The organism is Bariatricus sp. SGI.161 (genome assembly GCF_050313695.1).
GTDB lineage: Bacteria > Bacillota > Clostridia > Lachnospirales > Lachnospiraceae > JAFBIX01.
Window position 1 is genome coordinate 234,225 of sequence record NZ_JBNPLX010000001.1, and the last position, 24,141, is coordinate 258,365.

Annotated in this window: 26 protein-coding genes and 2 pseudogenes; 3 read left to right on the plus strand and 25 right to left on the minus strand. The window is 39.1% G+C overall.

Translation table 11 applies throughout. The features are described from left to right. Positions 1–21 precede the first annotated feature (21 nt). Positions 22–1,260: an amidohydrolase family protein gene (locus ACQRBH_RS01130; protein WP_427760713.1), complete on the plus strand. Its 1,239-nt coding sequence runs from the start codon at positions 22–24 to the stop codon at positions 1,258–1,260. Positions 1,261–1,319: 59 nt separating this feature from the next. On the opposite strand, the gene ACQRBH_RS01135 is transcribed toward ACQRBH_RS01130, so the two are convergent. The 18 genes and pseudogenes from ACQRBH_RS01135 to ACQRBH_RS01220 form a co-directional block, all read right to left on the minus strand. After that, the gene (locus tag ACQRBH_RS01135; protein WP_427760714.1) at positions 1,320–2,858 is read right to left on the minus strand and encodes an alanine/glycine:cation symporter family protein; all 1,539 of its coding nucleotides are present in this window, start codon (positions 2,856–2,858) and stop codon (positions 1,320–1,322) included. 75 nt (positions 2,859–2,933) lie between these two features. Further along, on the minus strand, positions 2,934–3,923 hold the full coding sequence (locus ACQRBH_RS01140; RefSeq protein WP_427760715.1) for a sugar phosphate isomerase/epimerase family protein: 990 nt from the start codon (positions 3,921–3,923) through the stop codon (positions 2,934–2,936). Positions 3,924–3,968: 45 nt separating this feature from the next. Further along, positions 3,969–5,111: a Gfo/Idh/MocA family protein gene (locus ACQRBH_RS01145; protein WP_427760716.1), complete on the minus strand. Its 1,143-nt coding sequence runs from the start codon at positions 5,109–5,111 to the stop codon at positions 3,969–3,971. A gap of 17 nt (positions 5,112–5,128) precedes the next feature. Further along, the gene (locus ACQRBH_RS01150; protein ID WP_427760717.1) at positions 5,129–6,073 is read right to left on the minus strand and encodes an ABC transporter permease; all 945 of its coding nucleotides are present in this window, start codon (positions 6,071–6,073) and stop codon (positions 5,129–5,131) included. A gap of 31 nt (positions 6,074–6,104) precedes the next feature. Beyond that, complete coding sequence (locus tag ACQRBH_RS01155) at positions 6,105–7,622, minus strand: sugar ABC transporter ATP-binding protein (protein ID WP_427741809.1); 1,518 nt, start codon at positions 7,620–7,622, stop codon at positions 6,105–6,107. Positions 7,623–7,690: 68 nt separating this feature from the next. Continuing rightward, on the minus strand, positions 7,691–8,428 hold the full coding sequence (locus ACQRBH_RS01160; RefSeq protein WP_427760718.1) for a sugar ABC transporter substrate-binding protein: 738 nt from the start codon (positions 8,426–8,428) through the stop codon (positions 7,691–7,693). 5 nt (positions 8,429–8,433) lie between these two features. Further along, positions 8,434–8,580, minus strand: a pseudogene (locus ACQRBH_RS01165) (ABC transporter ATP-binding protein); the annotation flags it as partial. 282 nt (positions 8,581–8,862) lie between these two features. Then, entirely contained in the window at positions 8,863–10,320 is a 1,458-nt protein-coding gene (locus ACQRBH_RS01170; RefSeq protein ID WP_427760719.1) for an AAA family ATPase, read from the minus strand. Then, on the minus strand, positions 10,317–11,324 hold the full coding sequence (locus ACQRBH_RS01175; RefSeq protein ID WP_427760720.1) for a hypothetical protein: 1,008 nt from the start codon (positions 11,322–11,324) through the stop codon (positions 10,317–10,319). Before ACQRBH_RS01175 ends, ACQRBH_RS01170 begins: the two co-directional genes overlap by 4 nt. Before the next feature lie 49 nt (positions 11,325–11,373). Then, a complete protein-coding gene (locus ACQRBH_RS01180; RefSeq protein ID WP_039909435.1) occupies positions 11,374–11,592 on the minus strand; it encodes a helix-turn-helix domain-containing protein in 219 nt (72 codons plus the stop codon). 144 nt (positions 11,593–11,736) lie between these two features. Next, positions 11,737–13,317 carry a recombinase family protein gene (locus ACQRBH_RS01185; protein WP_427760721.1) on the minus strand — a complete coding sequence of 527 codons (1,581 nt, stop codon included), beginning with the start codon at positions 13,315–13,317 and terminating at the stop codon, positions 11,737–11,739. Positions 13,318–13,534: 217 nt separating this feature from the next. Further along, positions 13,535–14,314 (minus strand): ATP-binding protein, encoded by a 780-nt coding sequence (locus ACQRBH_RS01190; protein ID WP_427741837.1) that lies wholly within the window; start codon positions 14,312–14,314, stop codon positions 13,535–13,537. A gap of 13 nt (positions 14,315–14,327) precedes the next feature. After that, positions 14,328–14,927: a Mu transposase domain-containing protein gene (locus tag ACQRBH_RS01195; RefSeq protein WP_427760722.1), complete on the minus strand. Its 600-nt coding sequence runs from the start codon at positions 14,925–14,927 to the stop codon at positions 14,328–14,330. An 821-nt stretch (positions 14,928–15,748) separates the two neighbouring features. Then, on the minus strand, positions 15,749–16,135 hold the full coding sequence (tnpA, locus tag ACQRBH_RS01200; RefSeq protein ID WP_427741839.1) for an IS66 family insertion sequence element accessory protein TnpA: 387 nt from the start codon (positions 16,133–16,135) through the stop codon (positions 15,749–15,751). 387 nt (positions 16,136–16,522) lie between these two features. Next, the gene (locus ACQRBH_RS01205) at positions 16,523–16,843 is read right to left on the minus strand and encodes a hypothetical protein (RefSeq protein WP_427760723.1); all 321 of its coding nucleotides are present in this window, start codon (positions 16,841–16,843) and stop codon (positions 16,523–16,525) included. Between the two features lie 16 nt (positions 16,844–16,859). Continuing rightward, entirely contained in the window at positions 16,860–17,696 is an 837-nt protein-coding gene (locus ACQRBH_RS01210; RefSeq protein ID WP_427760724.1) for a hypothetical protein, read from the minus strand. A 31-nt stretch (positions 17,697–17,727) separates the two neighbouring features. After that, the gene (locus ACQRBH_RS01215) at positions 17,728–18,378 is read right to left on the minus strand and encodes an ABC-2 transporter permease (RefSeq protein WP_427741841.1); all 651 of its coding nucleotides are present in this window, start codon (positions 18,376–18,378) and stop codon (positions 17,728–17,730) included. Further along, entirely contained in the window at positions 18,375–19,079 is a 705-nt protein-coding gene (locus tag ACQRBH_RS01220) for an ABC transporter ATP-binding protein (protein ID WP_427741842.1), read from the minus strand. The genes ACQRBH_RS01215 and ACQRBH_RS01220 overlap by 4 nt, the downstream gene beginning before the upstream one ends. A gap of 332 nt (positions 19,080–19,411) precedes the next feature. Between ACQRBH_RS01220 and ACQRBH_RS01225 the strand changes: the two genes are divergently transcribed. Further along, positions 19,412–19,738 carry a helix-turn-helix domain-containing protein gene (locus tag ACQRBH_RS01225; RefSeq protein ID WP_427741843.1) on the plus strand — a complete coding sequence of 109 codons (327 nt, stop codon included), beginning with the start codon at positions 19,412–19,414 and terminating at the stop codon, positions 19,736–19,738. Between the two features lie 177 nt (positions 19,739–19,915). On the opposite strand, the pseudogene ACQRBH_RS01230 reads toward ACQRBH_RS01225, so the two are convergent. The 6 genes and pseudogenes from ACQRBH_RS01230 to ACQRBH_RS01255 all read right to left on the minus strand — a co-directional run. Further along, positions 19,916–20,519, minus strand: a pseudogene (locus ACQRBH_RS01230) (CHAP domain-containing protein); the annotation flags it as partial. Positions 20,520–20,606: 87 nt separating this feature from the next. After that, positions 20,607–20,852: a response regulator gene (locus tag ACQRBH_RS01235; RefSeq protein WP_427741970.1), complete on the minus strand. Its 246-nt coding sequence runs from the start codon at positions 20,850–20,852 to the stop codon at positions 20,607–20,609. A gap of 426 nt (positions 20,853–21,278) precedes the next feature. Further along, on the minus strand, positions 21,279–21,608 hold the full coding sequence (locus tag ACQRBH_RS01240; protein ID WP_427741844.1) for a DUF1648 domain-containing protein: 330 nt from the start codon (positions 21,606–21,608) through the stop codon (positions 21,279–21,281). Between the two features lie 48 nt (positions 21,609–21,656). Next, a complete protein-coding gene (locus tag ACQRBH_RS01245) occupies positions 21,657–22,313 on the minus strand; it encodes a DUF1648 domain-containing protein (protein WP_427741845.1) in 657 nt (218 codons plus the stop codon). Continuing rightward, positions 22,303–22,581, minus strand: a complete 279-nt coding sequence (locus ACQRBH_RS01250; protein ID WP_427741846.1) for a metalloregulator ArsR/SmtB family transcription factor — start codon at positions 22,579–22,581, stop codon at positions 22,303–22,305. The genes ACQRBH_RS01245 and ACQRBH_RS01250 overlap by 11 nt, the downstream gene beginning before the upstream one ends. Before the next feature lie 118 nt (positions 22,582–22,699). After that, positions 22,700–23,026 (minus strand): helix-turn-helix domain-containing protein, encoded by a 327-nt coding sequence (locus ACQRBH_RS01255; RefSeq protein ID WP_427741971.1) that lies wholly within the window; start codon positions 23,024–23,026, stop codon positions 22,700–22,702. Here ACQRBH_RS01255 and ACQRBH_RS01260 point away from each other — a divergent pair. After that, positions 22,967–23,095, plus strand: coding sequence for a hypothetical protein (locus ACQRBH_RS01260; protein ID WP_427741976.1), 129 nt, complete (start codon positions 22,967–22,969; stop codon positions 23,093–23,095). The genes ACQRBH_RS01255 and ACQRBH_RS01260 overlap by 60 nt on opposite strands. A 171-nt stretch (positions 23,096–23,266) precedes the next feature. On the opposite strand, the gene ACQRBH_RS01265 is transcribed toward ACQRBH_RS01260, so the two are convergent. After that, positions 23,267–24,139 carry an ATP-binding cassette domain-containing protein gene (locus tag ACQRBH_RS01265; RefSeq protein ID WP_427760725.1) on the minus strand — a complete coding sequence of 291 codons (873 nt, stop codon included), beginning with the start codon at positions 24,137–24,139 and terminating at the stop codon, positions 23,267–23,269. Positions 24,140–24,141: the final 2 nt, after the last annotated feature.

The window sequence follows — 24,141 nt, forward strand, 5'->3', positions numbered from 1 at the left end:
AAACAAAGGCAGGGAATTACTATGATTATTAGCGCAAAACACATGATTACCGGCGACGGAAAGACCGTTCTTGAAGATCAGGCGGTTGCCATTGAAGATGGCAAGATCAAGAAAATTGGCACCAAAGAAGAACTCATCGCAGAGTTTCCTGAAAAAGAAGTAAAGGATTATGGGGATGCAACGCTTTTACCAGGACTTTGTGATATGCATGTGCATCTTGGCTACTGGTTTTCACAGCCGGACAGCTTCAATTACAACGATCAGCTGATCACATTATTTGCGGTCCAGCATGCGCAGTCCGCTTTTGAACGCGGCATCACCAGTGTACGTGATATGACATCTGCAAGAAAACTGTGTGCGACTTTAAAATTAGCCGCAGAAAAGGGATTTATCACGATTCCAAGAATCACGCATGTTGATAATGGAATGTGCATGACCGGTGGCCATGGATGGGATGATGATATCGCACAGGTGGATGGACCTTGGGAGATTCGTAAGGAGATTCGTCGTCAGGTGCGTGACGGTGCTGAATGGATCAAAATCCTCACAACCCACCGCAGCCACATTCCAGAATATACCCAGGAAGAACTGGATGCAGCTGTCGATGAATGTCACAGAAGAGGAATTAAATGTGGAATTCACGCCGGAACACAGCCAGGTATCCAGATGAGTATTGATGCTGGATTTGATACCATTGAGCATGGTACCTTTATGACCTATGAACAGGCACAGCAGATGGCTGAAAAGGGACTTGCATGGACGCCTACAATCATGGCTTATACATATCTGTATGAGATTACCAAGAAGAATCTGGAAGAATGTGCCGGCAAACCGGTCAATGATCCAGTCATGCAGAAAGAAATGGCCAACTGGGAATATTTCGAACCAGCATACAAGGCTTACCGTGACAATTTCAAGAAATTTTACGACACAGGCGTAACCGTTCTTGCCGGAACCGATATGGTAGTCTATGGTTCTCCTTTGCTGCCACTTCCTAGAGAGCTGCAGTATATGGTGGAATATGGAATCACACCAGTTCAGGCCATCCAGACTGCAACCTCCAATCCTGCAAAAGTGCTTGGTTTTGAAAATGAACGCGGATTGGTCAAAGAAGGCTTGGATGCAGACCTCCTCGTGGTCGTCGGTGACTTAAGTAAAGACATTACTCTTCTAAACGATGTCAAACTGGTAACTCTTGGAGGAAAAAGAGTATTTGAAGATGGCATCCGTTATGTAGGAACACAGAATATGTTCATGTAATTAAAAAATAGCTTTCTCAAGGTTCCATTCCCTGAGAAAGCTATTTTACATTTTAAGTATCATTTCTCTGCCCGTTCATCCCAGAACGTACAGTCTGTTCTTCCAATCACTTCCGAAGTAAATGGCGTCCCATCATTTTTCTTATAATGCTTTGTAGCACGAAGCACATATTTCGCTCCCACATAGACGATCGGAACGTTGAAGAACACGATCAGGATATTTCCAAGATCCGAAAATGCCCATAAGTTTCCCAATTCCAGACCGGCAATATTACACAGAATACCAAATGCTGCTACAAAAAGTGCAATTCCTCTGACTACATTAATGAAGCCTTTATCCTTACGGATTCGATTGGCTGCAATCTCAGAGAAACTGATCATTCCCAGAAGACAGGTATATGCAAACATGCAGAAACACAATGTAATCACAAAGGTCACCAGTGCATTGGCTGCTGTTCCCGGTGTCAGTGTCGCAATAGACTCTGTAAACTTCGGAAGCTTGTCAAGTTCTGCCCAAGCCGCTGCATCCGGTCCATCCCAGCAGTGCGCCATAACTACAACAAACCCTGAAAGTGTGCAGATCACGATGGTATCCAGGAACACCCCGATAGATGCCAGGATACCCTGTTCACATGGATGCTTTGCGTCAGAAGCGGCTGCAGACATGGTGATTGTACCCTGACCAGCCTCGTTCGACATCAATCCACGCTTCACACCTTGTGCCAGGACGGTTCCGAACATTCCGCCAAAGAACGCTTCCGGCTTAAACGCACCGCCAAAAACTGCACGGAAGAAATACGGAACCGAACCAAGATTTAAGAGAATCAGTATCAACACCGTTATGATATAAAGTACCGCCATTACCGGAACCATCTTATCCGTCCACTTGGTTACTTTCTTAATTCCGCCAAAAGCTATGACAGCTGTCAATACAATGATCAACGCTCCCACTGCATAATAAAATGCAGAATCTGTCGCAATCGTTGCTCCTGTTACAATCTCAGCCATTCTTCCCACAGAGGATACCACGTTGAATCCCTGTGCCGGCAGACAACAGAAGGCATATAAGATATAAAGCACGGATAGGAACACTCCAATCCAGACTTTATTTCCCAGAAGTTTTCTTCCATAGAATGGAAGCCCTCCGATAAATTCATCATTTTTCTTCTCTTTAAAGATCTGCGCCAGCACACCTTCCATGTAAGCCACTGCCATTCCAAAAAATGCAGATATCCACATCCAGAATAGGGCTCCCGGTCCTCCCACCGCAATGGCACCCGTAACTCCGATAATATTTCCCGGTCCTACACGCATGGCAGAACTTAACAGGAACGCTGCAAGTGGAGAGATTCCAGTATCAACCTTCCTCTTCTCCGTCATAATCTTAATTCCCTTTTTGAAATAGGTCACCTGCATAAAACCGATTCGGAAACTGAAAAAAATTCCAGAACCCAAAAGCAATATGATTGCAAATGAAAAATTCCCAAGAAGCGGAATCGATGAATACCACTCAAAATTCGTTGGGAAATCCCACAGAAAATCCGATAACGGACCTACAAAGGCAAAAATTCCATTAATTGATTCAAAAATCCCCTGCATACACTAGCCTCTCTTTCGTTTTTTTCATTGTACCAAAAAAGCTGTGTATGGTATAGTTAATTTTTGCTTTTTCTACTATTCGCTCTTTAATGCATCATCAAATGCAATATCAGACGGTTGGAAATTAATACTCTTTACAAATTCACATGCCTCTGTACCGCCATATACTCTTTCCATTCCGCTGTCTTCCCATTCTACTGACAAAGGTCCCTGATAATTTGCTGCATTTAGAACACGAATAATCTTATCAAAATCTACATCTCCATGTCCTGGTGATGCAAAGTTCCATCCACGCTTCATATCTCCGAATGTAAGATGAGAGCCAAGAATACCATTTCTTCCGTCCAGATTAACAAATGCATCTTTGATATGTACATGATATACACGGTCAATGAAATCCTGCAGGAATAATGTTGGATTAATTCCCTGCCAGATCAAATGACTTGGATCAAAGTTAATTCCTAGCGTCGGGCGATAATCAAATGCTTCTAACAGACGTTTTGTTGTCCAATAATCAAATGCTATTTCTGTCGGATGAATCTCTAATGCAAATTTCACACCGCACTCATCAAACACGTCGAAGATAGGTGTCCACAATTCCACCTGTTCTTTATATGCATTCTCAATCATTTCCTCACTAGTCTGCGGGAATGAATACCAATATTTCCATACTGCCGATCCCATAAATCCTGTTACTACTTCACATCCCATTGCTTTTGCTGCACGGGCAGCATCTTTCATCTCCTCGATTGCCCATGCACGGATTTTTTCCGGCTGTCCTGCAAGCTCAGAAGGTGCAAAACCATCCAGACGCGGATCCCACAGATCTCCAACACACTGTCCTGGAAGATGAGCTCCAAGAGCTGTACATTTCAGATTATACTTTTCCAGAGTTGCTTTTACTTCTTCTACATAAGAAGGATCATTTGCAGCTTTGTGGCAATTAATCTGCCCCCATGTCGCAATCTCTAATCCATCATATCCCATCTCACTTGCAGTTTTACAGATTTCTTCCAGAGACATATCTGCCCATTGTCCTGTAAAAATTGTTACTGGTCTTGCCATAATCATTTCCTCCTTTTACTGTCTTCTCTTATTTACAAATTCACTTTAATTAAAATCTACCCATGTATTTCCTGCATCCTGGCTCTTTAAACAGGCTGCAATATATTCAACACCATCCACACCATCTTCTATGGTAGGGTAATCTATCATATCTTCCGTAAATTTACCCTCAGCCTGTGCATTCAGGCAATCGATAAAACTGGAATATAAGTTTGCCATGGCTTCCAGCCACCCTTCTGTATGTCCACTTGGAAGTCTCTGATATTTTGCCGCCTCTGGTTTGATTGCATCATATCCTCTGTGGATTTCTGTGATACTTCCGTCCTCCCGATATACCTGATAGACTTCTGGATTTTCCTGGAACCACAGAATGCTTCCTTTACTTCCATAAATACGCACTCTCAGACTGTTATCATGACCAATTGCCACCTGAGAGGACCAGTAGCATCCAGAAGCGCCATTCTCATACTCTACCAGAACCGTCGTATTGTCATCCAGTTTTCTGTTAGGAACAATTTTTTCCATTTTTGCCAGAACTTTTTTAATCTTCAGCCCTGTCATCCGATATACAGTATTCTCAATATGAGTTCCAATGTCACCAAGGCAGTTTGTCTTTCCAGAAAGTGCAGGGTTGATTCTCCATTCTCCTTGCTTATTTCCACTGATATCTTCTGCTGCCAGCCATCCTTGCGGATATTCACCCATGATAGTGCGAATCTCTCCAATCTCTCCTGCTGCGATGGTAGCACGGATGCTCTTTGCTGTCACATGCCCGGAATATGTATAGGTAACCATAAACTGCAGATTTTTTTCTTTTGCAAGTGCTTCCAATTCTTTTGCTTCCTCTGGTTCCACACAGAGCGGTTTGTCACAGGATACAGCAATCCCTGCATTCAAAAAAGCCTTACATGCATCATAATGTGCATAATTCGGAGTTACTATTACTACAAAATCAATCTTATCCTCACGCGCAGCTTCCTTCTCTGCCATTTCATAAAAATCATGATACAGACGATCTTCTGGCACATTCAACGCTTCGCCTGCTTCCAGGGTCTTTTCCCATGACCGCGAAAAACATCCTGCTACAAGCCTCGCCTTACCGTCAATATTAATTGCCTTACGGTGGGCGTCTCCGATAAATGCATCCAACGCCCCTCCTACCATTCCATAAGATAATACTTTACTCATACGCTATTTCCTCCTTTTTATTTTGAACGTTTACGTACCATCTGTATTCCTACGGCAATCAACAGGATAATACCCTTTACAGAGTCATTCAAAAGAGCATTCATTCCAAGCGCCGTAATAATCTTATCAATCAGAGTAAATGCCATCGTTCCAAAGATAATTCCAGCCATTTTCCCTTTACCACCAGAAAGAGACAGTCCTCCGATTACCACAGCAGAGATAGCATATAATTCAAAACTCTGTCCAGATGTAGCCGGATCAAAAGATGTATCCTTCGCTATCTTTAAAAATGCTGCAACACCTACCAGCGCACCACACATAACAAACATCGCGATTCTGGTCGATACAACTCCTACACCTGCAAGCTGTGCAGCCTTCTCATTACTTCCCAGAGCATAAATATTCTTTCCGAATTTTGTGCTGGTTGTCATATAAATAAGCGCTGCCGCAAGAAGCAAAAAGACAATTGCAAGATTGGGAATCGTGCATACATTTCCATTACCAAACATAAAAAGAGTTTTATAACTTCCCAAAGAAGCATCTACACGGTAACGTGTCTCCCCCATCTCATTCATCATATATTGAGAAAGAGAACGTAAAATCAACATTGTTGCCAACGTTACGATAAAGGATGGCATCTTAAATTTGCCGACCAGAATTCCATTTATCAGTCCGCATATCGCCCCAAGCAAAATTGCGAACAACAGTGCTACTATAATACTTCCGACTTTATTGTACACAATAATTGTCAGACCACCTACAAACACAAAGGAGGAACCGACTGAAAGATCGAAGTCTCCTGTTAAAATAACAAGTCCCATTCCCAGTGCAATTGTTCCCAAAATCGAGCTGTGCAGAAGGATATTCGTAATACTGGTCCATGAGGTTGAACTGCCATTTATAATTAAAAAGGCAATAAATATAATCAAAAATATGACAATAAAGTTATAATCATGCCACAAATTTTTAACACTTCACTTTTCTTCTGCTTTGTCATCTTGCACCTCCGTCTTGTTTCTCCTTAGAATAAACCGCATCCGTTGCATGAAGCATTACTGTTTCTTCATTAATATTCTGTCGGTCTAATATAATCTGAATCTGTCCGTGATAGAAAACAACGCATCTATCCGCGATTTTCTGTATCTCAGGTATTTCCAGAGTATTCACTATAATTGTCTTTCCTTCCTTGGAAAGTCTCAGAATTAACTTATAGATCTCACTTTTTGCACCCACATCAATTCCTTGTGTCGGATTATCAAAAAGAATAATATCTGCCTGTGTATTCAGCCATCTTGCCAGAATAATCTTCTGCTGATTTCCGCCAGACAGACTTGTGATTTTATCCTGATAGCTGCCTGCCTTAATATTCAGTTGCTGCTTTAAATTCTCATATTTATCCAATTCCTGTTTCTTCGATATATGTTGCTTTTTTGAATGAATATTATGCTCTGATATGTACATATTCTCCAGCAGACTCATGTCTGGAAGAATCGAATTTTCTTTTCTGTTGGCTGCAACCATAGCAATACCGTTTTTCATTGCTTTCTGAATCCGGTTATTGACAAGTTCTGTACCATGAATATACAGACTTCCAGATATCTTTTCCCGAGCTCCAAATATTGTCTGCATAAGCTCTGAACACCCAGCCCCCTGCAGCCCTGTAAATCCAATGATTTCCCCTTGCTTAATCGCCAGATTTACATGAGAAAATCCTTCTCCACAGTAATCTTTAAGCTCCAGCACCGTATCTCCAAGATTTCTTTCTTCATACATATGACTCTGTGCCGTATAATTTTCTCCGACCATATACCGGGTAATCTCCTCTGGTGTCGTATCTTTTATACAACCACTTTGGATATATTTTCCATTTCTCAAAACTGTATAGCGGTCTGCAATTTCAAATATCTCTGGCATCTTATGTGATATGAAAATAAAAGTTCTGCCATCGTTTTTCAATCTGCGGATAATCTCAAACAGCTTATCTATTTCTTCGTTATTAAGCGCTGTCGTTGGTTCATCTAATATAAAAAGTTTTGCATCGGCATAGATTGTCTTCGCAATCTCCAAGAGCTGTTTCTTACTCGTATCCAGATTGCCCGCCAACTCCAGCGGATTGATATCAACCCCCAGACTCTTCATGAGTTTCCGAGTCTTTTCTACCATCTCTTTTTTCTTTAGCTTGCCAAAACGATTCTTTAATTCTCTCCCAAGGAAAAGATTCTCATATACTTTTAGATCGTTGATTACATTTAATTCCTGATGAACAAAGGCAATTCCGGCTCTTTCTGCATCCTTGATCGTAATGTGATCCATTACCTTTCCATCGCAGACTATTGTTCCGCTGTCTCTCGTATAGACTCCGCCCAGAATATTCATCAGCGTGGATTTTCCTGCTCCGTTTTCACCGAGAAGTGCATGCACTTCACCTTTTTCAATATTCAGGTCAACTGCATCCAGCACTTTTACTCCAAAGAACGATTTTGAAATATCCGTCATTTTCAGTAATTCCATAGAACCTCCTCGCCTTCCTTTTTATCAGTCTGAGACTGTTCCCAATGGAAACAGTCTCAGATATGACCTTATTTACCTTCGTATGTTCCGAATGGTGTAAATTCTCCAACGTTTTCAGAATCTACAACGCTGACAGGAATAATATAGTTCTGTTCAATATCTGTCTTTCCGTCCAGATAATCTACCATAACTTCTGTTGCTTCCTGAATCATAGCCGGATCATAAGTTACAGAAAAGATATCGAATGTTTCAGGGGTTGCGATTGTCTTATGTGTTCCATCCAATACTGCATACATTTCTGCAAGTCCGGAAGATGCTGCAAGTGCCTGAAGTGAATTCATAAATTCTGCTTTCTTTGTTTCATCCAGTGCAGAACCATTCAAAGATTCCAGTACACCCATTGCAATCTCATCATCATGGGTATAGATCCAGATCTTCTTAGATGTATCGCACTGAGAACTTGAGAACCAGGATTCAAATAACTCTTTTCCCGTATCACGGCTCCAGCCTGTTGCTGCTGATTTTACAACCACTTTGTTAATTTCGTCTTCTGTCCATCCCTGCTCTGTCAGATATGTGCGGAAACCTTTAGAACGAAGCTCTGGTACGGAAGAATTATCACCAATCATCTCATATACATAGTCATCTTTTGTAAGACCATTTTCAATGAATCTCTTTGCCGTCTCATATCCGATTCCTTCGTTGTCACCTTTTACATTAGCAACAACTTTTTCATCAATGATATCACTCTCAATTACACGGTCAAACTGTACAAATGGAATATCTGCAGTTGCAATCTTTTCCAAAGTTGACTGAAGTCCATTGTCGTATGGAAGAATTTTGCCTCCACCAGAATATCCAGCAATTCTTTACGTCCAACCGGGTCAAGAGCCGAAGTCGGCTCATCACAGATCAACAACTTCGGCCGGTTCAAAAGTGCCTGGGCAATTCCAAGTCTGGCTGGTAAATAAGAAAAATGAAGTTCCTCAAGGCAATTAAAGAAACATGATGCCTTTCGTGCCATTAAAACAAAAACATCTGCTTCTAATTTTGAAATTCGCATGCAAAAATCCAACAAATGGCTCTGCATACTTGGTTCAAAACAATCCAATACCTTTCTTATTCTTTCGTTCATAATTTCAGGCCTCCACCTTTCATATATAGTTTTCTTTATTCGGCATCTATAATTCCTCGCAAAGGATACTATTTCTTTACAATAAAACACCTGTAACTATATACTTTATACATCATTAGTTTCTATCAAGCGTTCTTTAATTTCTATAATCTTCGCTTCATCAAAATCATAGTCAAAAATAGAAGCAATAATAATCTGATGATCTGCAAAATCCCTTTTCAAAATATCCATCATCAGCTTAATATTAGCTTGGTCAACCTCTTTTCCACTGGGCGAATCAAGAATAATTGGCAGTTTGATTTTAAGGGTGTCCTCAATTACAGTAATGTATGCAAGCCTAAATGCAAAAGCCGTTTTATGCAAAACTGCCCCTGAAAGTTCTTTTAGGTTTGATGTAAAAAGATACGATGCAGGTATTGTTTCTTTATTACCCAGACCAAGCTCCTCTGCATATTTAATTACATTCTTAGATATGACCGAAACAACACTATTATTATTCCGAGTTATATTATTGATTTCTGTTCTAATTGATTTAATTTCTTTGTCTAGTCGTTTTATTTCCTGATCAATCGCAACCGGATTCATTGGCATTCTCGCTATTCTCTTATCAAATATTTCTAACTGGCTGGCAGATTTATAAAATTCCAGTTGTTCATATTCCTTATCTTTATCCTTTTCAATTCTATCAAGTAATCCAGAAACAGTGGCAAATTCCTTAGATACCATTTTTCTCTTTGCAATCAGCAAATCTATTGCATCATTTAAGCCGACAATATTATTTTCAGTTACTGGAAAAGTTGACCCATCGGGAGCCTGAACAAGCAATTTCATATCAGCAACAAACTTTTTAAACCTTCTATTATCCGATAAGGTATTATCAATTCTACGAAGTTCAGATTTTAATCTCTTTTTGCGCAGAAGGAGCTGATTAACAGTAACATCCGATTCTTCTTCATAACTATCTGTTACTAGCTCTCCTGCCTCTTGATCCAAAGTTTCCCTATACTGTGCAACACTAAACATTTGCTTATACTTCGTCATCTCTCTTGATAGCTGAGCTTCTTTACGGATTAATTCAGAGCAATCACAATCTGACAATCCACGAATCAATTCTTCAATCTTAAAATGAATGCTTCCAATTACAACCCCCCGGTTCAGCAATGTCCATCCTTTTTCTTGATCTACATAAAAAGCCCCTAATAAATTTCCTAAAATGTCCACATTCTCTGTTCCAAAAATAATTGTATGCAAATCATTTTGCTGTTCTGGAAGTACGAACGTTCTTTTTTGATCCTTTACTGTAGCTTCAATCGCAATATCACTATGACGTAGTAATAAAATCTCCCCTACTGTCTCACATTCTATCACTAGTTCCACCTCACAGCGGTCAAACTTAATTTTCCGTGTATTAGGAATGTTGTAACCAAGCGCGTATAACATAAAACGCAGAAGGGTAGTTTTTCCACAACTATTTTTTTCACTGTGAATCAAATTAACACCTTCCGAGAATATAATCGCACGTTCAAAAAAGCCTTCTTTGAGACGAATTGATTTGAAAATCACAGTTTTACCCCCTTCTTAATGTTTTGAATAACAATTCTATTGCGAACTATCCTATACAAAATAATCTGTATTAAACCTTTTTGTATTTCTTCATCCATACCATCTAGTTCAAACTCCAAAAGATAATCTCTCCATTTATTCATCACAAAATCCAAACACTTTTCCGATGGTTTCTTTGTTGTTTGATATGTAGTATAATCACAAAGTACCTTTATGAAAAACTCACAGCGTTCACAACAAGATTCTATAGTCTCCCTATATTGACGGACAATTTCATCATACGCACTGGAATCAAATATATCAGCGAAAGAATTGTCACAATAACCAACATCAGTAGCAACGACCATAATCGGCCATATTAGATCTTTTTTCTTCAATTGAATAGCAGCATCCTTTTTGGTTCCATTTTCAAATACTTCCTCATGCCAAATACTTAACATTTTCTTCCCCAAACCGGGAATATTCAAATTCAAATCACCAATAAAATCATCTACTACTCGTTTAACCACTTTATATCTTTCTATATCATTATCTGTTTCAAAAGGTAATATTTGAATCATAAATTTATCAGTATCTAATGGCTGATTTATATTATCCAAATAACGTCTAATCAGCTCCTGTGAAGACTCAGGTAAAGACAAAAACTCACGGTGAGCATCTCCCCAAAATATACTTCTAGAGGCTTCTTCATTCAAAGGATTGGGCGAATTAGTAATTAATATCAATCGCTGTGCATCAACTTTCTGATTTCCCTCTGATAAAGAAATAAGAGATTTCTCCAAATTTTTTCGGACATTTCGGAAATCTGAACTACTTCGCTCCACTGCTTTAGCTTGTGCCAAAATGTATTGATTATTTTCTAACTCTATTTCGATATCTTCATAGTTGCCCTCTAAGCGTAAAGATTTCAAATCCTCAATATTTTCAATCATAAGTACAATTGCTGCATTTACCTGAAAATCAAATCCAAACACAACAGCATTTGCCCGCCTACTTTTTGCCACAGCTTTTTCCTCCTCCGTGCCTTATCTCACCGTAAAAAAGATATATCATTCAAAATAAACCTACTTTTTCTCCATCCGGCAACATAAAACTCTGCTCAAACGTAATTCCCAACGCATCCGCAATCTCCATCATTTCTTCTGCTTTAACAGTCCCTCGTTGCAACTTCTTATTAAAATTCTGCGGCGACTGCCCAATCCTCCTAGCAAGCTCTGAGATGCTGATATTCATTTTTTCACAAAGTTCCCGAATCATATCAGATGTTGTCATTTTCACTCCTCCTGACATTTCCATTATAAACCACATGGTTGCTAAACACAATCCACATATTCCTCTATATCCACACTAATTCCCCCACGAAAAAAAGGCATCCCACAAGTTCGTCTGAACCTGCAGAATGCCTCCATGCCATGCCTATCTATCCGCTTCTATCTCCACTCCGGACTTAAATTCCACTACTATCCGCTCATCATAAACGGTTACCTTTTCCACCAGCCGCCTGACCAGCTGCTCATCATACTCTATCGGTATATCCTTCTGTTCCTCCAGGAATGCTTTCAACTCTTCGATATGCTTTTTCTGTCCGTCACGCTCTGCATCCTGTGCCAGCACCTTCTGCCTCTGCTCCCGAATGCTGTGGATTTCATCAGCCACAGCGTTGTAATCTTTCTTTCCATTTGCAAGTTTCAGTAGTTTCTGCTGCTGTTCCACCAGCCTGCGGTCAATCTCTGCGATCTTACCACTGCTGTTATTCTCAAACACCTGAAGGATATTCGCCTGCAGGATTGGCAGGAAAGTATCTCTGCTGCCTAACAGGTTATTGATTGCCCTTGCCACCGCCTCCTGTAATTCTGACTCCTGAATCGTCGGCGCATCACATCCTTCCGGTCCGTGTTCTACGCGGGTGCAGCACCGCCACACTGTGGAGCGCTTTCCTCTGTTATTCCACGCAATCCTGCGGTAAATTTCACCGCATTTCGGGCAGTAAACAATGCTGGATAACGCATATTTACTGCTGTAAACCCTTTTCTTCCGGTTTTCCCCGCTGTGCAGATTTGCCCGCCGTACCATTTCCTCTTGCACCTGCATATAAAGGTCACGGGGAATGATTGGCTCATGGCTGTTCTCCACATAATACTGTGGCACGATCCCGTTGTTCTTTACCCGCTTTTTTGTGAGAAAATCCACCGTATATGTTTTCGCAAGCAGCGCGTCCCCGATATATTTTTCATTCTGCAGGATTTTCTTTATAGTCTCCGGTCTCCATTTTTTCTTCCCTGCCCCGGTAAGGATGCCGTCCGCCTCCAGTCCTCTCCCGATCTGCAAAAGGCTGGCGCCTTCCAGGTATTCCCGGTAGATTCGTTTGACTACTTCTGCTTCTTCCGGCTCAATGACCAGATGCCCCTCAGTGTCTTTCGTATATCCAAGGAAACGGTTGTGATTGACCTGTACAAGCCCCTGCTGGTAACGGTACTGCAGGCCGATCTTCACATTCTGGCTTAAGGATTCGCTTTCCTGCTGGGCCAATGATGCCATGATGGTCAGCATGACCTCACCTTTTGCATCCATTGTGTTGATGTTTTCCTTTTCAAAAAATACGGGGATGCCCCTGTCCTTCAGCTGCCGGATATATTTCAGGCAATCCAGTGTATTCCTTGCAAAACGGCTGATGGACTTTGTAATGACCATCTGGATTTTCCCTTCCATACATTCTTCGATCATTCGGTTAAATTCTTCCCGTTTCCGGGTATCCGTTCCGGAGATTCCATCATCTGCGAATATTCCGGCAAATTCCCAATCGGGATTCTTTTTGATAAATGCCGTGTAATGCTCAATCTGCGCTTCATAACTTGTGGCCTGCTCGTCACTGTCCGTAGAAACGCGGCAGTAGGCAGCCACACGGATTTTTTGTCTTTCTTCGTTATTCCTTCCCATCCCCATACGCGGTCTGGCAGGGATAACGGTAACCGTCGGATTTCCAACCATCTGCCTCATATCTAACCCTCACTTTCTATCAGGCTGTAAGCATATTCTGCCTGCATAAATGGATCTCCATATTGTTTCTCCATCGGCTTTATGGAGAAATCCACCGGATAGGTAACCTTTTCTTCTTCCTTTTGTTCCCATATGCATATTCCGCAAGAACTGCGCATCCGTTCCGGAGGAACGGAGCGCCATTCCGCTTGAAACTGAGCAAAGCTCAGCTGGTTGATTAGTTACTGTTGTTTACTCTGAGATCTTTGCCATGGAATTCAAGGCGGTAAGCCTTTGATGTCATTCTGCTGAGACAGGCATCAGCGTAAGTTGAATCCCCAAAAAGCTGATACCATCCCGCTACAGGAATCTGAGAAATAATTATGGTTGCTTTACGGCAGTCCCTGGATTCAATGATTTCGAATAGATCACGACATTTTTCGATATCCAGATCCATCAGGCCAAAATCATCGATTACCATAAGATCATAGGAAGCCATTTCGTTTGAGTATTCGAAGTAGGTTCCTTCTTGACGTGCATGATCAGATTCTTTCAGCAGAGTATTCGCACGGATATATTTTACAGAACGGTTCTGATGCATAGCTGTGATACATAACGCACAGGCTATATGTGTCTTTCCGGCTCCGGCACCTCCGGTCATCAGTAAGTTATTCGGTTCGTCAATCCAGTCGCACTTAGACAGAAGTTCAATGACGTGTGTATTGAGTTGGCGTTCAGGATCATAGATAGAACTGTCCAGATCAGCCGATGGATATTTAAGAGTTGCTTTCTTCATGAGCCGGTTGAATTTTTTGCTCTCGCGCTGATCCCATTCCTGATTTACGATAGCTGCAAAGCGGACTTCAAATGGTTCCAGTCCATTGTTCGTTTCGAGTATCTGCTTCTCAAATGCTTCAGCCATTCCAGACATGCGTAGCTTATACAGTCTGTCCATGAGCACATTCTGATCCTTTGTCAGTTTATCGTTATAAATATAATCTTTTAACCTGTATGCCATTAGTGAGCCCCCTTTACTTGTAATAGTCCTTTCCTCTGATATTTTCATGAGTCAGCAGTGTTCCAGGTGAATGCTCAGGAAGTTCTTTTGCATCCATCTTTTTTAACATCTGTTTGAATGTAAAATATTTACAGGAATTGATCTCTATACATTTACGGGCAGCTTCTTCAGCAACACCTTTCGGGATCACCTTCACTTTATGCAGGATACCGGCACAGGCATTATAAGACTGTTCTTCGTGTTTCGATGATTTAAGAAGCCGGTCAATCAGTTCTGACATGGCAGAACCAATGGCAGAAGCCCAACGGCGGTAATAATTACCATCCTTTGAATTGACTTCTTTGTAATAAAGGTGTTCTGGCGGCATATGTTCATCCAATGTGATATACAGCGGAAACTCTCTATAAGACCGCTTATGCGTGCAGATCAGCCGGTTATACCGATCACAGATCCTAATCTCTGATGCAGTCGCTTTCAGGATTGCAGGCTTACCACAGTAAGAGTACAATACGGAATAGTAGTGGCCGTCATACTCGATGTGGTAGTTGTTAGGGACTTTTAAGACTGCTTTATAATCGCAAGCTGTGTAACATCCGCCTGGCAGTGGTTTCATACATGGTTTGTCATATTTTTCGAAAGCATCCTGTCTTGAGTGTAAACGTCAATGAAAAAGTTTACCACCCGCTAACGAAAAAGTTTACCACTCCGCTAGCGAATTAGTTTACCAGTTGCTACTGAAATTGTTTACCACTTTAGTTCTAATATATGGGAATGCCCGTGGTACAGACATTCCCAGGTTGGCTTAACCGTAGAGTTCGTTTGATACATCCTCATAAGCTTCAGTCATTAAATCATAGTCTTTCTGTAATTCACTGACTGTATGCTCCAAATGCCAAATGTCTTCAATGAGACGGTTATACTCATAGATGATTTCTTCTCTGTTAAGAGAATGCGGAATTCATGGTCAGGTGAGCCGGAATTTGCATTCCCATACCCTGCCCAGCTTTTCTGCCCGTTTTTTAAGTTCCTGCTCCGCCTTGTCAAACGTCTCCCGGTCAATAATCGCCGGGTAATACGCATCCCCGAGGTAATGCCTGGTAAATGGTAAATAGCCGGTACCATTTACAACAGAACTTGAACTTGTTTCCCGTATACTGGGGCATTCCTCAACTGAAACAACACGTATTTACGCAGTCCCTTCAGTTGATATGATGCGTAAAGTGATGGAATCGGGCAATCTGGAAAGTGATGAGAAGCCATTATGGCCAGATGATGAAGCTGAAATGGCACGTATCTGTGGTTTAAGATAAATAATGTTATCCTCATCTTTTTTGCGAGGAAATGAGTAAATATCTCTATATCCAGAAAAGATGAGGATAAAAATATCGTGAGGATAATCCACAGGCGATGATGATCTTTTTCACACCAGCTGCTTCAGCGAGCATGATGAGCCACCTTCAGAAGCCGAGATAACAGCGTATCAGATACCGTGTTTGATATGCCGATCACCATAGTTCCGGTATGTATAACAGCATCTGCCCTAAAGGTATCCGTCATGGAATTCTGCTGATTTGGCAGTGGAATCTCTGCAAAAGTTACGGCAGGTTGCTGTTCTTGCGAAGGTCTGACAGCAGGAAATTCCTTTTCTGCACTAGCGTAAGCTTCTTGTCTCAGCTTACGTAACCAATAGTAATAACTTTTGTCACTGATTCCGTTGTCGCTGAGCCACTGCTTTGCAGTTGTTCCAGCAGGACAGTTGTTGCATTGTTCGATTATTTTAGTCCAGTTTGCAAGCCGGACTTGATGAGTGATTCGATCCATTCATATGCCTCCCTTACTTTAAAAAACTAACTAGTTTTCTGAGTTTTTTAAGTTTTGCATGAATCGGATTTAAATTCAAGGCGGAGGATTTGACGTTTACCACTTTTCTGCATCTTCCAGAATTCTATTTTTAGTTTCGACTGGTTCAGCAATATAAAAATATATAGCACAAAGTGTCTCGATGATCAAAATAATTAAAATCGGAAATAAATAATATTTATGCATTAGAAAGATTCACGTTAATATACATTTAGCGCATATTAAGCATAAAATAAATCAATTTAAATGTACTCCTCCACCAGATATTATGCTAATGTATTATAAATTTCCCAATTAAAATTTCCCTAAACTTTTTCAATTCATCCGGCATTTAAGATTGATTTATGATTAATTAATACTCTCACAAAAAATTTTAAGCAAATTTCTCTCATCTTGTTGTTGTATATTCAGCAAATGTTCAATTTCCCAAAAAGACGAAGTTTTTATATTCTCCCTTTCATTTAGAAATTCCAAATTATTTTCCAAATAACATATTTGTTTTATTTGCGCTTTATAATATTGGTTTACTCCATCATCATCAAAAATATTAATGGTATATGGAATCAATGTTTCCCATCTATGATCATCTTCGTATTTCAAATAATATATAAGATGAATAAATAATATTTTACATTCTTCCTCCATAAACCGAATTTTATCTGTTTCCAACGTATTTATGCAATATTCAAATAGTTCTTTCGTAGAAGAATCTATTTATATCGCCACATATAATATATCTCATCAATATAATATTTATTGCACTAACTATTATAGCATCTTCTAAAATATTACTATTTTTCTTCGCTTGAAATTGCAACTCTTTTTCCAACCCTTTAACTAAGCAATTAGATATTTTATAAATATTTTTTTCTTTTTCCATATCTATATTTTCACACATCTGTACCAAAAAAAATATTTCTCTTTTTTGTATTAAAAAAAATGAATAAATATCCCCACGACTATTTCCTTTTTTCAAAACACTTGAAATCACAAACCCTGCCGAGAAGAAAAATAGCAAAAAGAAAAATTGCCTATACCAAATATCATCATTTTTTAATTTTATATTAATCAGGAGTGAAAACACCATCAGCACACAAGAAACCACCGGCCCCATAATTAAAGCAAATGAAAAACCTCTTTTATAGTGTTTGTACTGTTTTAACGAAACTATATTTTTCTTCACTACTGGCAATAGCCAACCACCTAACATAATTCTACTAAAATTAATTTTCACTTTGATTTTTCTATGTGAAAAAAGCAAAAGTATACCACATATTTCCGCTGCTACAACTGGAAATCCCATCAATAAAAAACTGATTAAATGTGCTAATTCATGTATCAATACGCATACAACATAAGCCCCTATAAAACTCCCTAATGTAGCAATATTAAACTCCCCCATCTCATATTTGAATTCCTTCAAAAAACTTCTTGTCATTTTACCCACTAAAAGAATTATACATATGTATATTGTTATTCCTACTATTTGATATATTCTTTTTTTTATATTACTTTTTTTCATTTATTCCATCCTACACGATTATATAACGATTTTAATTTTTAGAATTCAAACATTTTATGGAAATAGACACAGAACATAACATAACTATAATGCTTAAAATATTAATACTAATCAAAGCACACGTACTTATCACAAATTTTTGATATACCACTTCAATATCCAAAATGTATTTAAGTATCACTAATCCCCATGTTGGTAAAAAAATCATGATTGCCGCCAAAAGGACTTTTATTTTTGCATAAGAAAACTTGTAATAAATCGGGAAGAATATACCTATTATTAGACTAAACACAAAAAATACAATTGACATCTCCGAATAGTTTAATTGAGAAAATACAATATTTAAATATACTCCTACACTTGCCATCCCCTTATAACATATTATAGCAAATATGAACATCAGAATCGCTAATATATATTTCGCCAATACAAGCCTGTTCTTACCAAAGGGCAATGCCAGCATATATAAATTCCCTTTATATTTATCCTCGTTTAAAAAAATATTATTAAAAAGAAAATATATTGAAAAATTTAGAGTAATCATTAATGTATAAATTCCACTATATTGTCCACCACTCTGCTGATTCAAAAAAATAGGAATACCGATTAACACCATTATGGATAGCCAAAAATAATTCCCTGCTAGTTTTATCTCCTTCTCTATCAAAGTTAATATTTTCATGCTTTTCCTCCTTCAGTTATTAAGTTCACCATCGCGGCTTCCACAGTTGATTCCCCCATGAGGAACTCTTGTTTTGTAGCTTCCTTTAAAATTCTCCCTCTATCCATAAGAATAATATTATCTCCTATTTTATCCAGATCTGATGTAATATGCGTAGAAAACAGAATAGTTCTTCCATGTTTTTTTTGATCTATCATTTCTTCGCAAAATAATTGTCGTGTTTTAGGATCTAAACCACTCGTTGGTTCGTCAAATATTAAAATTTCTGCATTATGAGACAGCGCAAGTGCTAAAGCGTATTTCATTTTCATTCCTTGAGAAAGTGTTTCTATTTTTTGTTTTGAGTCCAGCTTATATTTCTTTAAATATCCTTGATACATTTCTTCATCCCAGTTCTGATAGGCTACTGAAATAATTTTTTTCATTTCTTCCAACGTTAAATTTTCATAAAAATATCCACTATCAAATACTATTCCTATTTTTTCTTTGTACTCTTTCTCATGATGTCCAAGCATTAATCCGTCAATAATTATTTCTCCGAAATCATATTGTAAAACTCCTATCACACATTTCAATACGGTTGTTTTCCCTGCCCCATTATTTCCTATAAGCCCTGTAATTTTCCCACGTTCGACCGAAAAGCTAACATTATCAATTTTGAATTTATCGTATTCCTTTTTTAAATTTTTAACACTTAACATATCCATTCTTCCTCTATGCTATCTGTTTACTTCTTTTAATGTTTACACAAATGGCATATTTTTTATCCATTTACATTTTTCAGCTTTCTCTTTTCCAGCCACAATTTCTCTTAGTATGCATGATGAGCAAAAAACCTTTTTTCACACTCACGACATTCCTCTGACAATGCATCTGCCGCTTCTAATTCTTATTATAAAACATTCAACCGTACCTCCTTTTCCTTAATAGTACAGTTGTATTTACTATTTATAAATAGTTTGCGCATATGTAAATTTATTTCTATTGCTATTATTGTTACAATATATAGCAAAGAAATGAGATGAATACCATTATGAAAACAGGACAACGTATTCAAGAAATTCGCAAAGCTCAAGGTATTACTCAAAATCAACTTGCTGAAAAACTCCATGTTTCTCCTAGTTTTATAAGTCGTATTGAAAATGGTTCTTCTTCTCTCACTGTAGATTTTGCCTGTGAAATTGCAGATGCACTTCATGTAGCTCGTCAAGAAATTTTATGCAATCTTTTAATTAATTATCAAACAGAAGAGACTGATTCTATCTCTCAAAAAATTGAACTTAATATCAAAAAATTTCCGACACAAAAGCAAGATGAAATTCTTGCTGTGATAGAATTTCTTGCTTCTCGTTTATCTTGATTTTATCACACTAATATTTTTTTGCATTATATTTTCCATGAAATGTATATTTTAAGGACATGAATTTATTCATATTGATAATATTTCTATGATAAAGCCCCTATACACTATATATACTAAGACACTTTAATTAAGATTTACTAACGCTATCAATCTAGGAAAGAAAGATATTCTTTCCTAGATTGTTTTATATATTGGAACTCCATAACCATAAATAGAAGACTTTCCGATACTGTAACTTCTCCGGTTGACTGCATTACTGCTGTTCCCTTCAATGGTATGCACAACACCATCTACCGTATTTTCCACGATTCTCACATGATCAATACTTCCGTCATTTCCCCAGTCAAAGAAAATAAAATCTCCCGCCGCCGGCGTATAACTTCCATCTTGAAATTGTCCGTTGTTTCGGAACCAGTTTACACCGTCATCACACTTGGCAAACTTCGGTATCACACCGCTTTCAATATAGCCGCATTGATCGGCACACCATGATGCAAAACAAGCACACCATTCCCCCTGCTGCCAAATCCAAACCATCTCCAATATGTCTCCCCACCATTTCCTTCTTGTAACATAGCCACTTGTACAATCGCCTGACTTCCTGTTCCGGTTGGAATCCGTCCAAATGGATAATATCGCAATACATGTGGTACATACTGCTTGTCCCCATAACTGCTCCATCCCAACTTCTTTGTCATCATATCTGAAAATTCGATAGCATTTGCTGCGGTATACCTCCATCTTTTTCTTTTGCCCACGGGATATATCCATTTCCATATAGTGATAGGTAACTCTTTGAAACTATCTCCGAGTTTCCTCCCACTTCACACCGTGCGTGCGACTTTCACCGCACACGGCGTTCCATCTATTCCAGTATATTCTTTATTCTATAAGTGTGAAACAATACCACACATAGCTTACGCTTTTTTTCATTCAGTTTGTATTGCTCACATGAACAATGTGAGAACTGCCGGATTCGTTTGCAAACTTCATAGCCGTCAATCCCCGGAAGCACGATATCCAAAATAATGACATCCGGCTGAATTTGCTTGCAGATACTTACTGCGTCAAGCCCATTATCAATTTTCGTAATATTGTAATAACCTTCTATGTTGAGAGTTTTTCAAGCAAATTTAAAATATCCACCTCATCATCAACAATCATAATTCTATTTTCATTCATTTCATATCCACCTTTCCTACTGTGGCATTCATTTTTATCATTCTAATCTAAAAAGTATATCATCTTGCTCTTAAAGTGTTCTTTGCGTAATCTTAAATTAACCTTAATTGATACCGAGCGTCCTTAATGTCTGTTTTTTTGTACTTATTGAATCCGATTTTGTTTTATTTTCCCAGGGTAAAATAAGCAAGTCAAACCACCTTGATATTCCAAGAATAATCTGAAAAAAGCAAAGATCAGCCACTCCAATACGGAGCAACTGCCTCTGCTTTCATTCTCCCACACCCAGAAACCGATACCCGCTCCCAACCACCGTTTCTATGTACCTATCTCCGATCTTCCGTCTAACTGGCATTTAATGAAAGGCTCTAAAGATAACATAACACTCTACGATCAGAATAAATATACAAAGTCCGTTTATTATCCAATTATATTGAACATCATTCAGAGTTCTTCTCGAATGTGTAAGCAAATATTTTATGTTCTTGTTTCCGCTTAATACCATAATCACGAGTTGCAGTCCCGGAAAGAAGAATATCTCCCTTTTACTTGAAAAATCATCTGCAACACCTCTGGTAAAATGCATAGGTATTATTTCAGGTAGGGAAAAGAACGCAGCTATCGTTACAACAACTCCTATTCCCAAAATAACCCATGAAAATTTTCTAGTGTTTATGAACTTCATTTTCTCCCTTCTTTCTATAATTCATATTCCATTGCCACTCAGCATTTCCTAATATTTTTGAGCGATTTTGTATGTCATCCAAACATCAATAACTATAAGTACAGCTAAAATTCCCGTTACCCACATGAGATAATCAATATTTTTAACCAGTATGCAAATTATAAGGATAATAACACCCACCGCAATAAATGAAATACCGCCGCAGAATTGGCTCTTTTTCCATGCGGTCTCATTTTTCATACTCCACTTGGTACGCAGGCCAATAATCGAATTCATCCGTAATTTCGGCATGACATTTCCCAAGATAATCATAAGTATTCCCCAACCTGCAAAGGTAAGACGGTCAATATTAAGTGAAATCAGGGAAAGATTCTCAATTTTATTAAAATCTGTGTAGAGGAAAAAGAAACTCAACACATTAAAAATAACAAGTGCTATGATTGCCGCAATAATAGTTACTTTCTCATTATTCTTTCCATCCTTTTCTTTCTTTGCAATGTACTTTGTCAGCATCAACATGAATATCCCAAAAACAATCGTAATGGCAGGCACGATAAGAGCCTCATACTTACTTCCCCAACGTGTTACCTGATTATCTATACCATAGTGAGCCGGAATTTGTTCTGGCAAAAAAGGCAATGCGATCATGGTAACTACTAAAGGGAGAAATGTTAAAATGTAACATAGGATTTTTTTAATTTTCATGGTCTTGACCTCCTCTTAAATGATCTATCCAAACAACAATTTCATCAAGAACAGAAAGATTTAATTCGTAATAGATATAATTTTTAAATCGTGTTTCATAAATCAAATCCGCCTTTTTCAACTTGGAAAGATGATATGACAGCGCCTGCGGTGTCATGTTCAGGGCAGCAGCTAATTCGCCAGAATTTATCTTTCCCTCTTTCAGTTTTTCTAATATCTGTCTACGATTCTCATCTGCCAAAGCTGCTAAAATTTCATATACCGCCAACTTATCCGCCTCCCATCTATTTCAACTTTTCTTTAAATAGATTATATCACCACCACCCAAAAAGGCAAGAGGTATTTAAAAAAAATTTAAATACCTCTTACTCACAAACTTATTCATATCAAAAATCGGCAACCAGAAACCTGCGGCAACATATATTACGCTCATTGCCATCGGCACAATTACTACTTATCCCACAAACCGATACCCGCTTCCCAACCACCGTTTCTATGTCCCCCTCTCCAATCTTCCGCCTGAGCGAGTACACCACATTCGCAACCGCCGCCCCACATTGCTCCGGGTCCGCTTTCCAGACCGCTTCGTAGATCTGCTCTTTGCTAAGAACCCAGGACGGATGTTGGGCTAGATAGAGTAAGATACAGAACTCATGGTGGGTGAGAGGGACGGGAATGACATTGTGGTAGACGGTCTGTTCGTTGATGCGGATTTCCAGGTTAGAGAAGGTGAGGATGTCGGAACTATGGGTGGTTTCCTGGGCTTCCGCACCCGGCAGTGAAACCAGGACGGTTTCTGAAACGCTCCCAGAGGGAGCAATCTTCCTCATTATTATTTCTATCGTTCCAACCAATATCACCTCCGCCTATTTCTTCAAATAACAACTACTACTTTTCACTCTTTGTTATAATCGCCCATATCAACAATTCTCCCATGAGTATGAATAGGTATGCTACTTCCTGTTGGTTATATAGATATAGGCATCCTCCAACGTTGCAGATACAGGAATGCAATCAATGTCCGGTTTTTCCTTATTGATCAGTTTTATCTGCAATTCTCCATCTACATACTGTTTAGAAGAAACATGATATTTCTTCTCTAACTCTCTGGCCTGCTTTTCATCCGTAGCCCTGCAGATCCAGATATGCCCCTTTGCTTCATTGATCAATTCCTGCATGGAACCTGCATAAAGAAATGCTCCTTTTTTCATCACTGCAAGCTGATTACAGGTCGCTACCAAATCCTCCACAACATGAGTAGAAAACAAGATAGTACGTTTTTCTGAAAAATCCACCAGCAGATTACGGATGCGGATACGTTCCTCCGGGTCCAGGCCGGTGGTTGGTTCGTCTATGATCAAAAATTCTGGTTCGTTCAGAAGGGCTTGTATCAGTCCAACCCTTCGTTTCATTCCACCGGAAAGCTGGCGCATTTTTTTCCTGCGATGTTCTATCAGACTGGTCTTTTCCAGATAATACCGGATACGTTCCTTACACACTTTTTTCGATACCCCAGCCAGGTCTCCCATATATTCCAGACATTCCTGCACGGTCAGGTTCGAATAAAGTTCAATCTCCTGGGGAAGATATCCGATCTTCCTCTGGATTTTCTCATAATTCCCCTCACTGTATAACATCCCATCCAGCGTAACGGTTCCACCCGTAGGTTTTAACACAGTTGTCAGCACCCGCATTAACGTAGTTTTTCCAGCACCGTTTTCCCCTAGCAGCCCAAACAGCCCTTTCGGGATTTCCAAATCAGCATGATCGATTGCCGTCACTCCATTTTTAAAAGTTACTGTCAAATCATTTATCTTAATACTCATAG

What these genes read in the sequence shown, in the direction of transcription:
- ACQRBH_RS01145 (WP_427760716.1), bottom strand. Translation starts at nt 5,111, where the DNA reads ATGAGTAAAGTATTATCTTATGGAATGGTAGGAGGGGCGTTGGATGCA.
- ACQRBH_RS01185 (WP_427760721.1), bottom strand. Translation starts at nt 13,317, where the DNA reads ATGAGGCAGATGGTTGGAAATCCGACGGTTACCGTTATCCCTGCCAGA.
- ACQRBH_RS01220 (WP_427741842.1), bottom strand. Translation starts at nt 19,079, where the DNA reads ATGTTAAGTGTTAAAAATTTAAAAAAGGAATACGATAAATTCAAAATT.
- ACQRBH_RS01130 (WP_427760713.1), top strand. Translation starts at nt 22, where the DNA reads ATGATTATTAGCGCAAAACACATGATTACCGGCGACGGAAAGACCGTT.
- ACQRBH_RS01225 (WP_427741843.1), top strand. Translation starts at nt 19,412, where the DNA reads ATGAAAACAGGACAACGTATTCAAGAAATTCGCAAAGCTCAAGGTATT.
- ACQRBH_RS01215 (WP_427741841.1), bottom strand. Translation starts at nt 18,378, where the DNA reads ATGAAAATATTAACTTTGATAGAGAAGGAGATAAAACTAGCAGGGAAT.
- ACQRBH_RS01265 (WP_427760725.1), bottom strand. Translation starts at nt 24,139, where the DNA reads ATGAGTATTAAGATAAATGATTTGACAGTAACTTTTAAAAATGGAGTG.
- ACQRBH_RS01210 (WP_427760724.1), bottom strand. Translation starts at nt 17,696, where the DNA reads ATGAAAAAAAGTAATATAAAAAAAAGAATATATCAAATAGTAGGAATA.
- ACQRBH_RS01190 (WP_427741837.1), bottom strand. Translation starts at nt 14,314, where the DNA reads ATGGCATACAGGTTAAAAGATTATATTTATAACGATAAACTGACAAAG.
- ACQRBH_RS01155 (WP_427741809.1), bottom strand. Translation starts at nt 7,622, where the DNA reads ATGGAATTACTGAAAATGACGGATATTTCAAAATCGTTCTTTGGAGTA.
- ACQRBH_RS01245 (WP_427741845.1), bottom strand. Translation starts at nt 22,313, where the DNA reads ATGAAAATTAAAAAAATCCTATGTTACATTTTAACATTTCTCCCTTTA.
- ACQRBH_RS01135 (WP_427760714.1), bottom strand. Translation starts at nt 2,858, where the DNA reads ATGCAGGGGATTTTTGAATCAATTAATGGAATTTTTGCCTTTGTAGGT.
- ACQRBH_RS01195 (WP_427760722.1), bottom strand. Translation starts at nt 14,927, where the DNA reads ATGAAACCACTGCCAGGCGGATGTTACACAGCTTGCGATTATAAAGCA.
- tnpA (WP_427741839.1), bottom strand. Translation starts at nt 16,135, where the DNA reads ATGGATCGAATCACTCATCAAGTCCGGCTTGCAAACTGGACTAAAATA.
- ACQRBH_RS01240 (WP_427741844.1), bottom strand. Translation starts at nt 21,608, where the DNA reads ATGAAGTTCATAAACACTAGAAAATTTTCATGGGTTATTTTGGGAATA.
- ACQRBH_RS01260 (WP_427741976.1), top strand. Translation starts at nt 22,967, where the DNA reads ATGGTGGGTGAGAGGGACGGGAATGACATTGTGGTAGACGGTCTGTTC.
- ACQRBH_RS01140 (WP_427760715.1), bottom strand. Translation starts at nt 3,923, where the DNA reads ATGGCAAGACCAGTAACAATTTTTACAGGACAATGGGCAGATATGTCT.
- ACQRBH_RS01180 (WP_039909435.1), bottom strand. Translation starts at nt 11,592, where the DNA reads ATGACAACATCTGATATGATTCGGGAACTTTGTGAAAAAATGAATATC.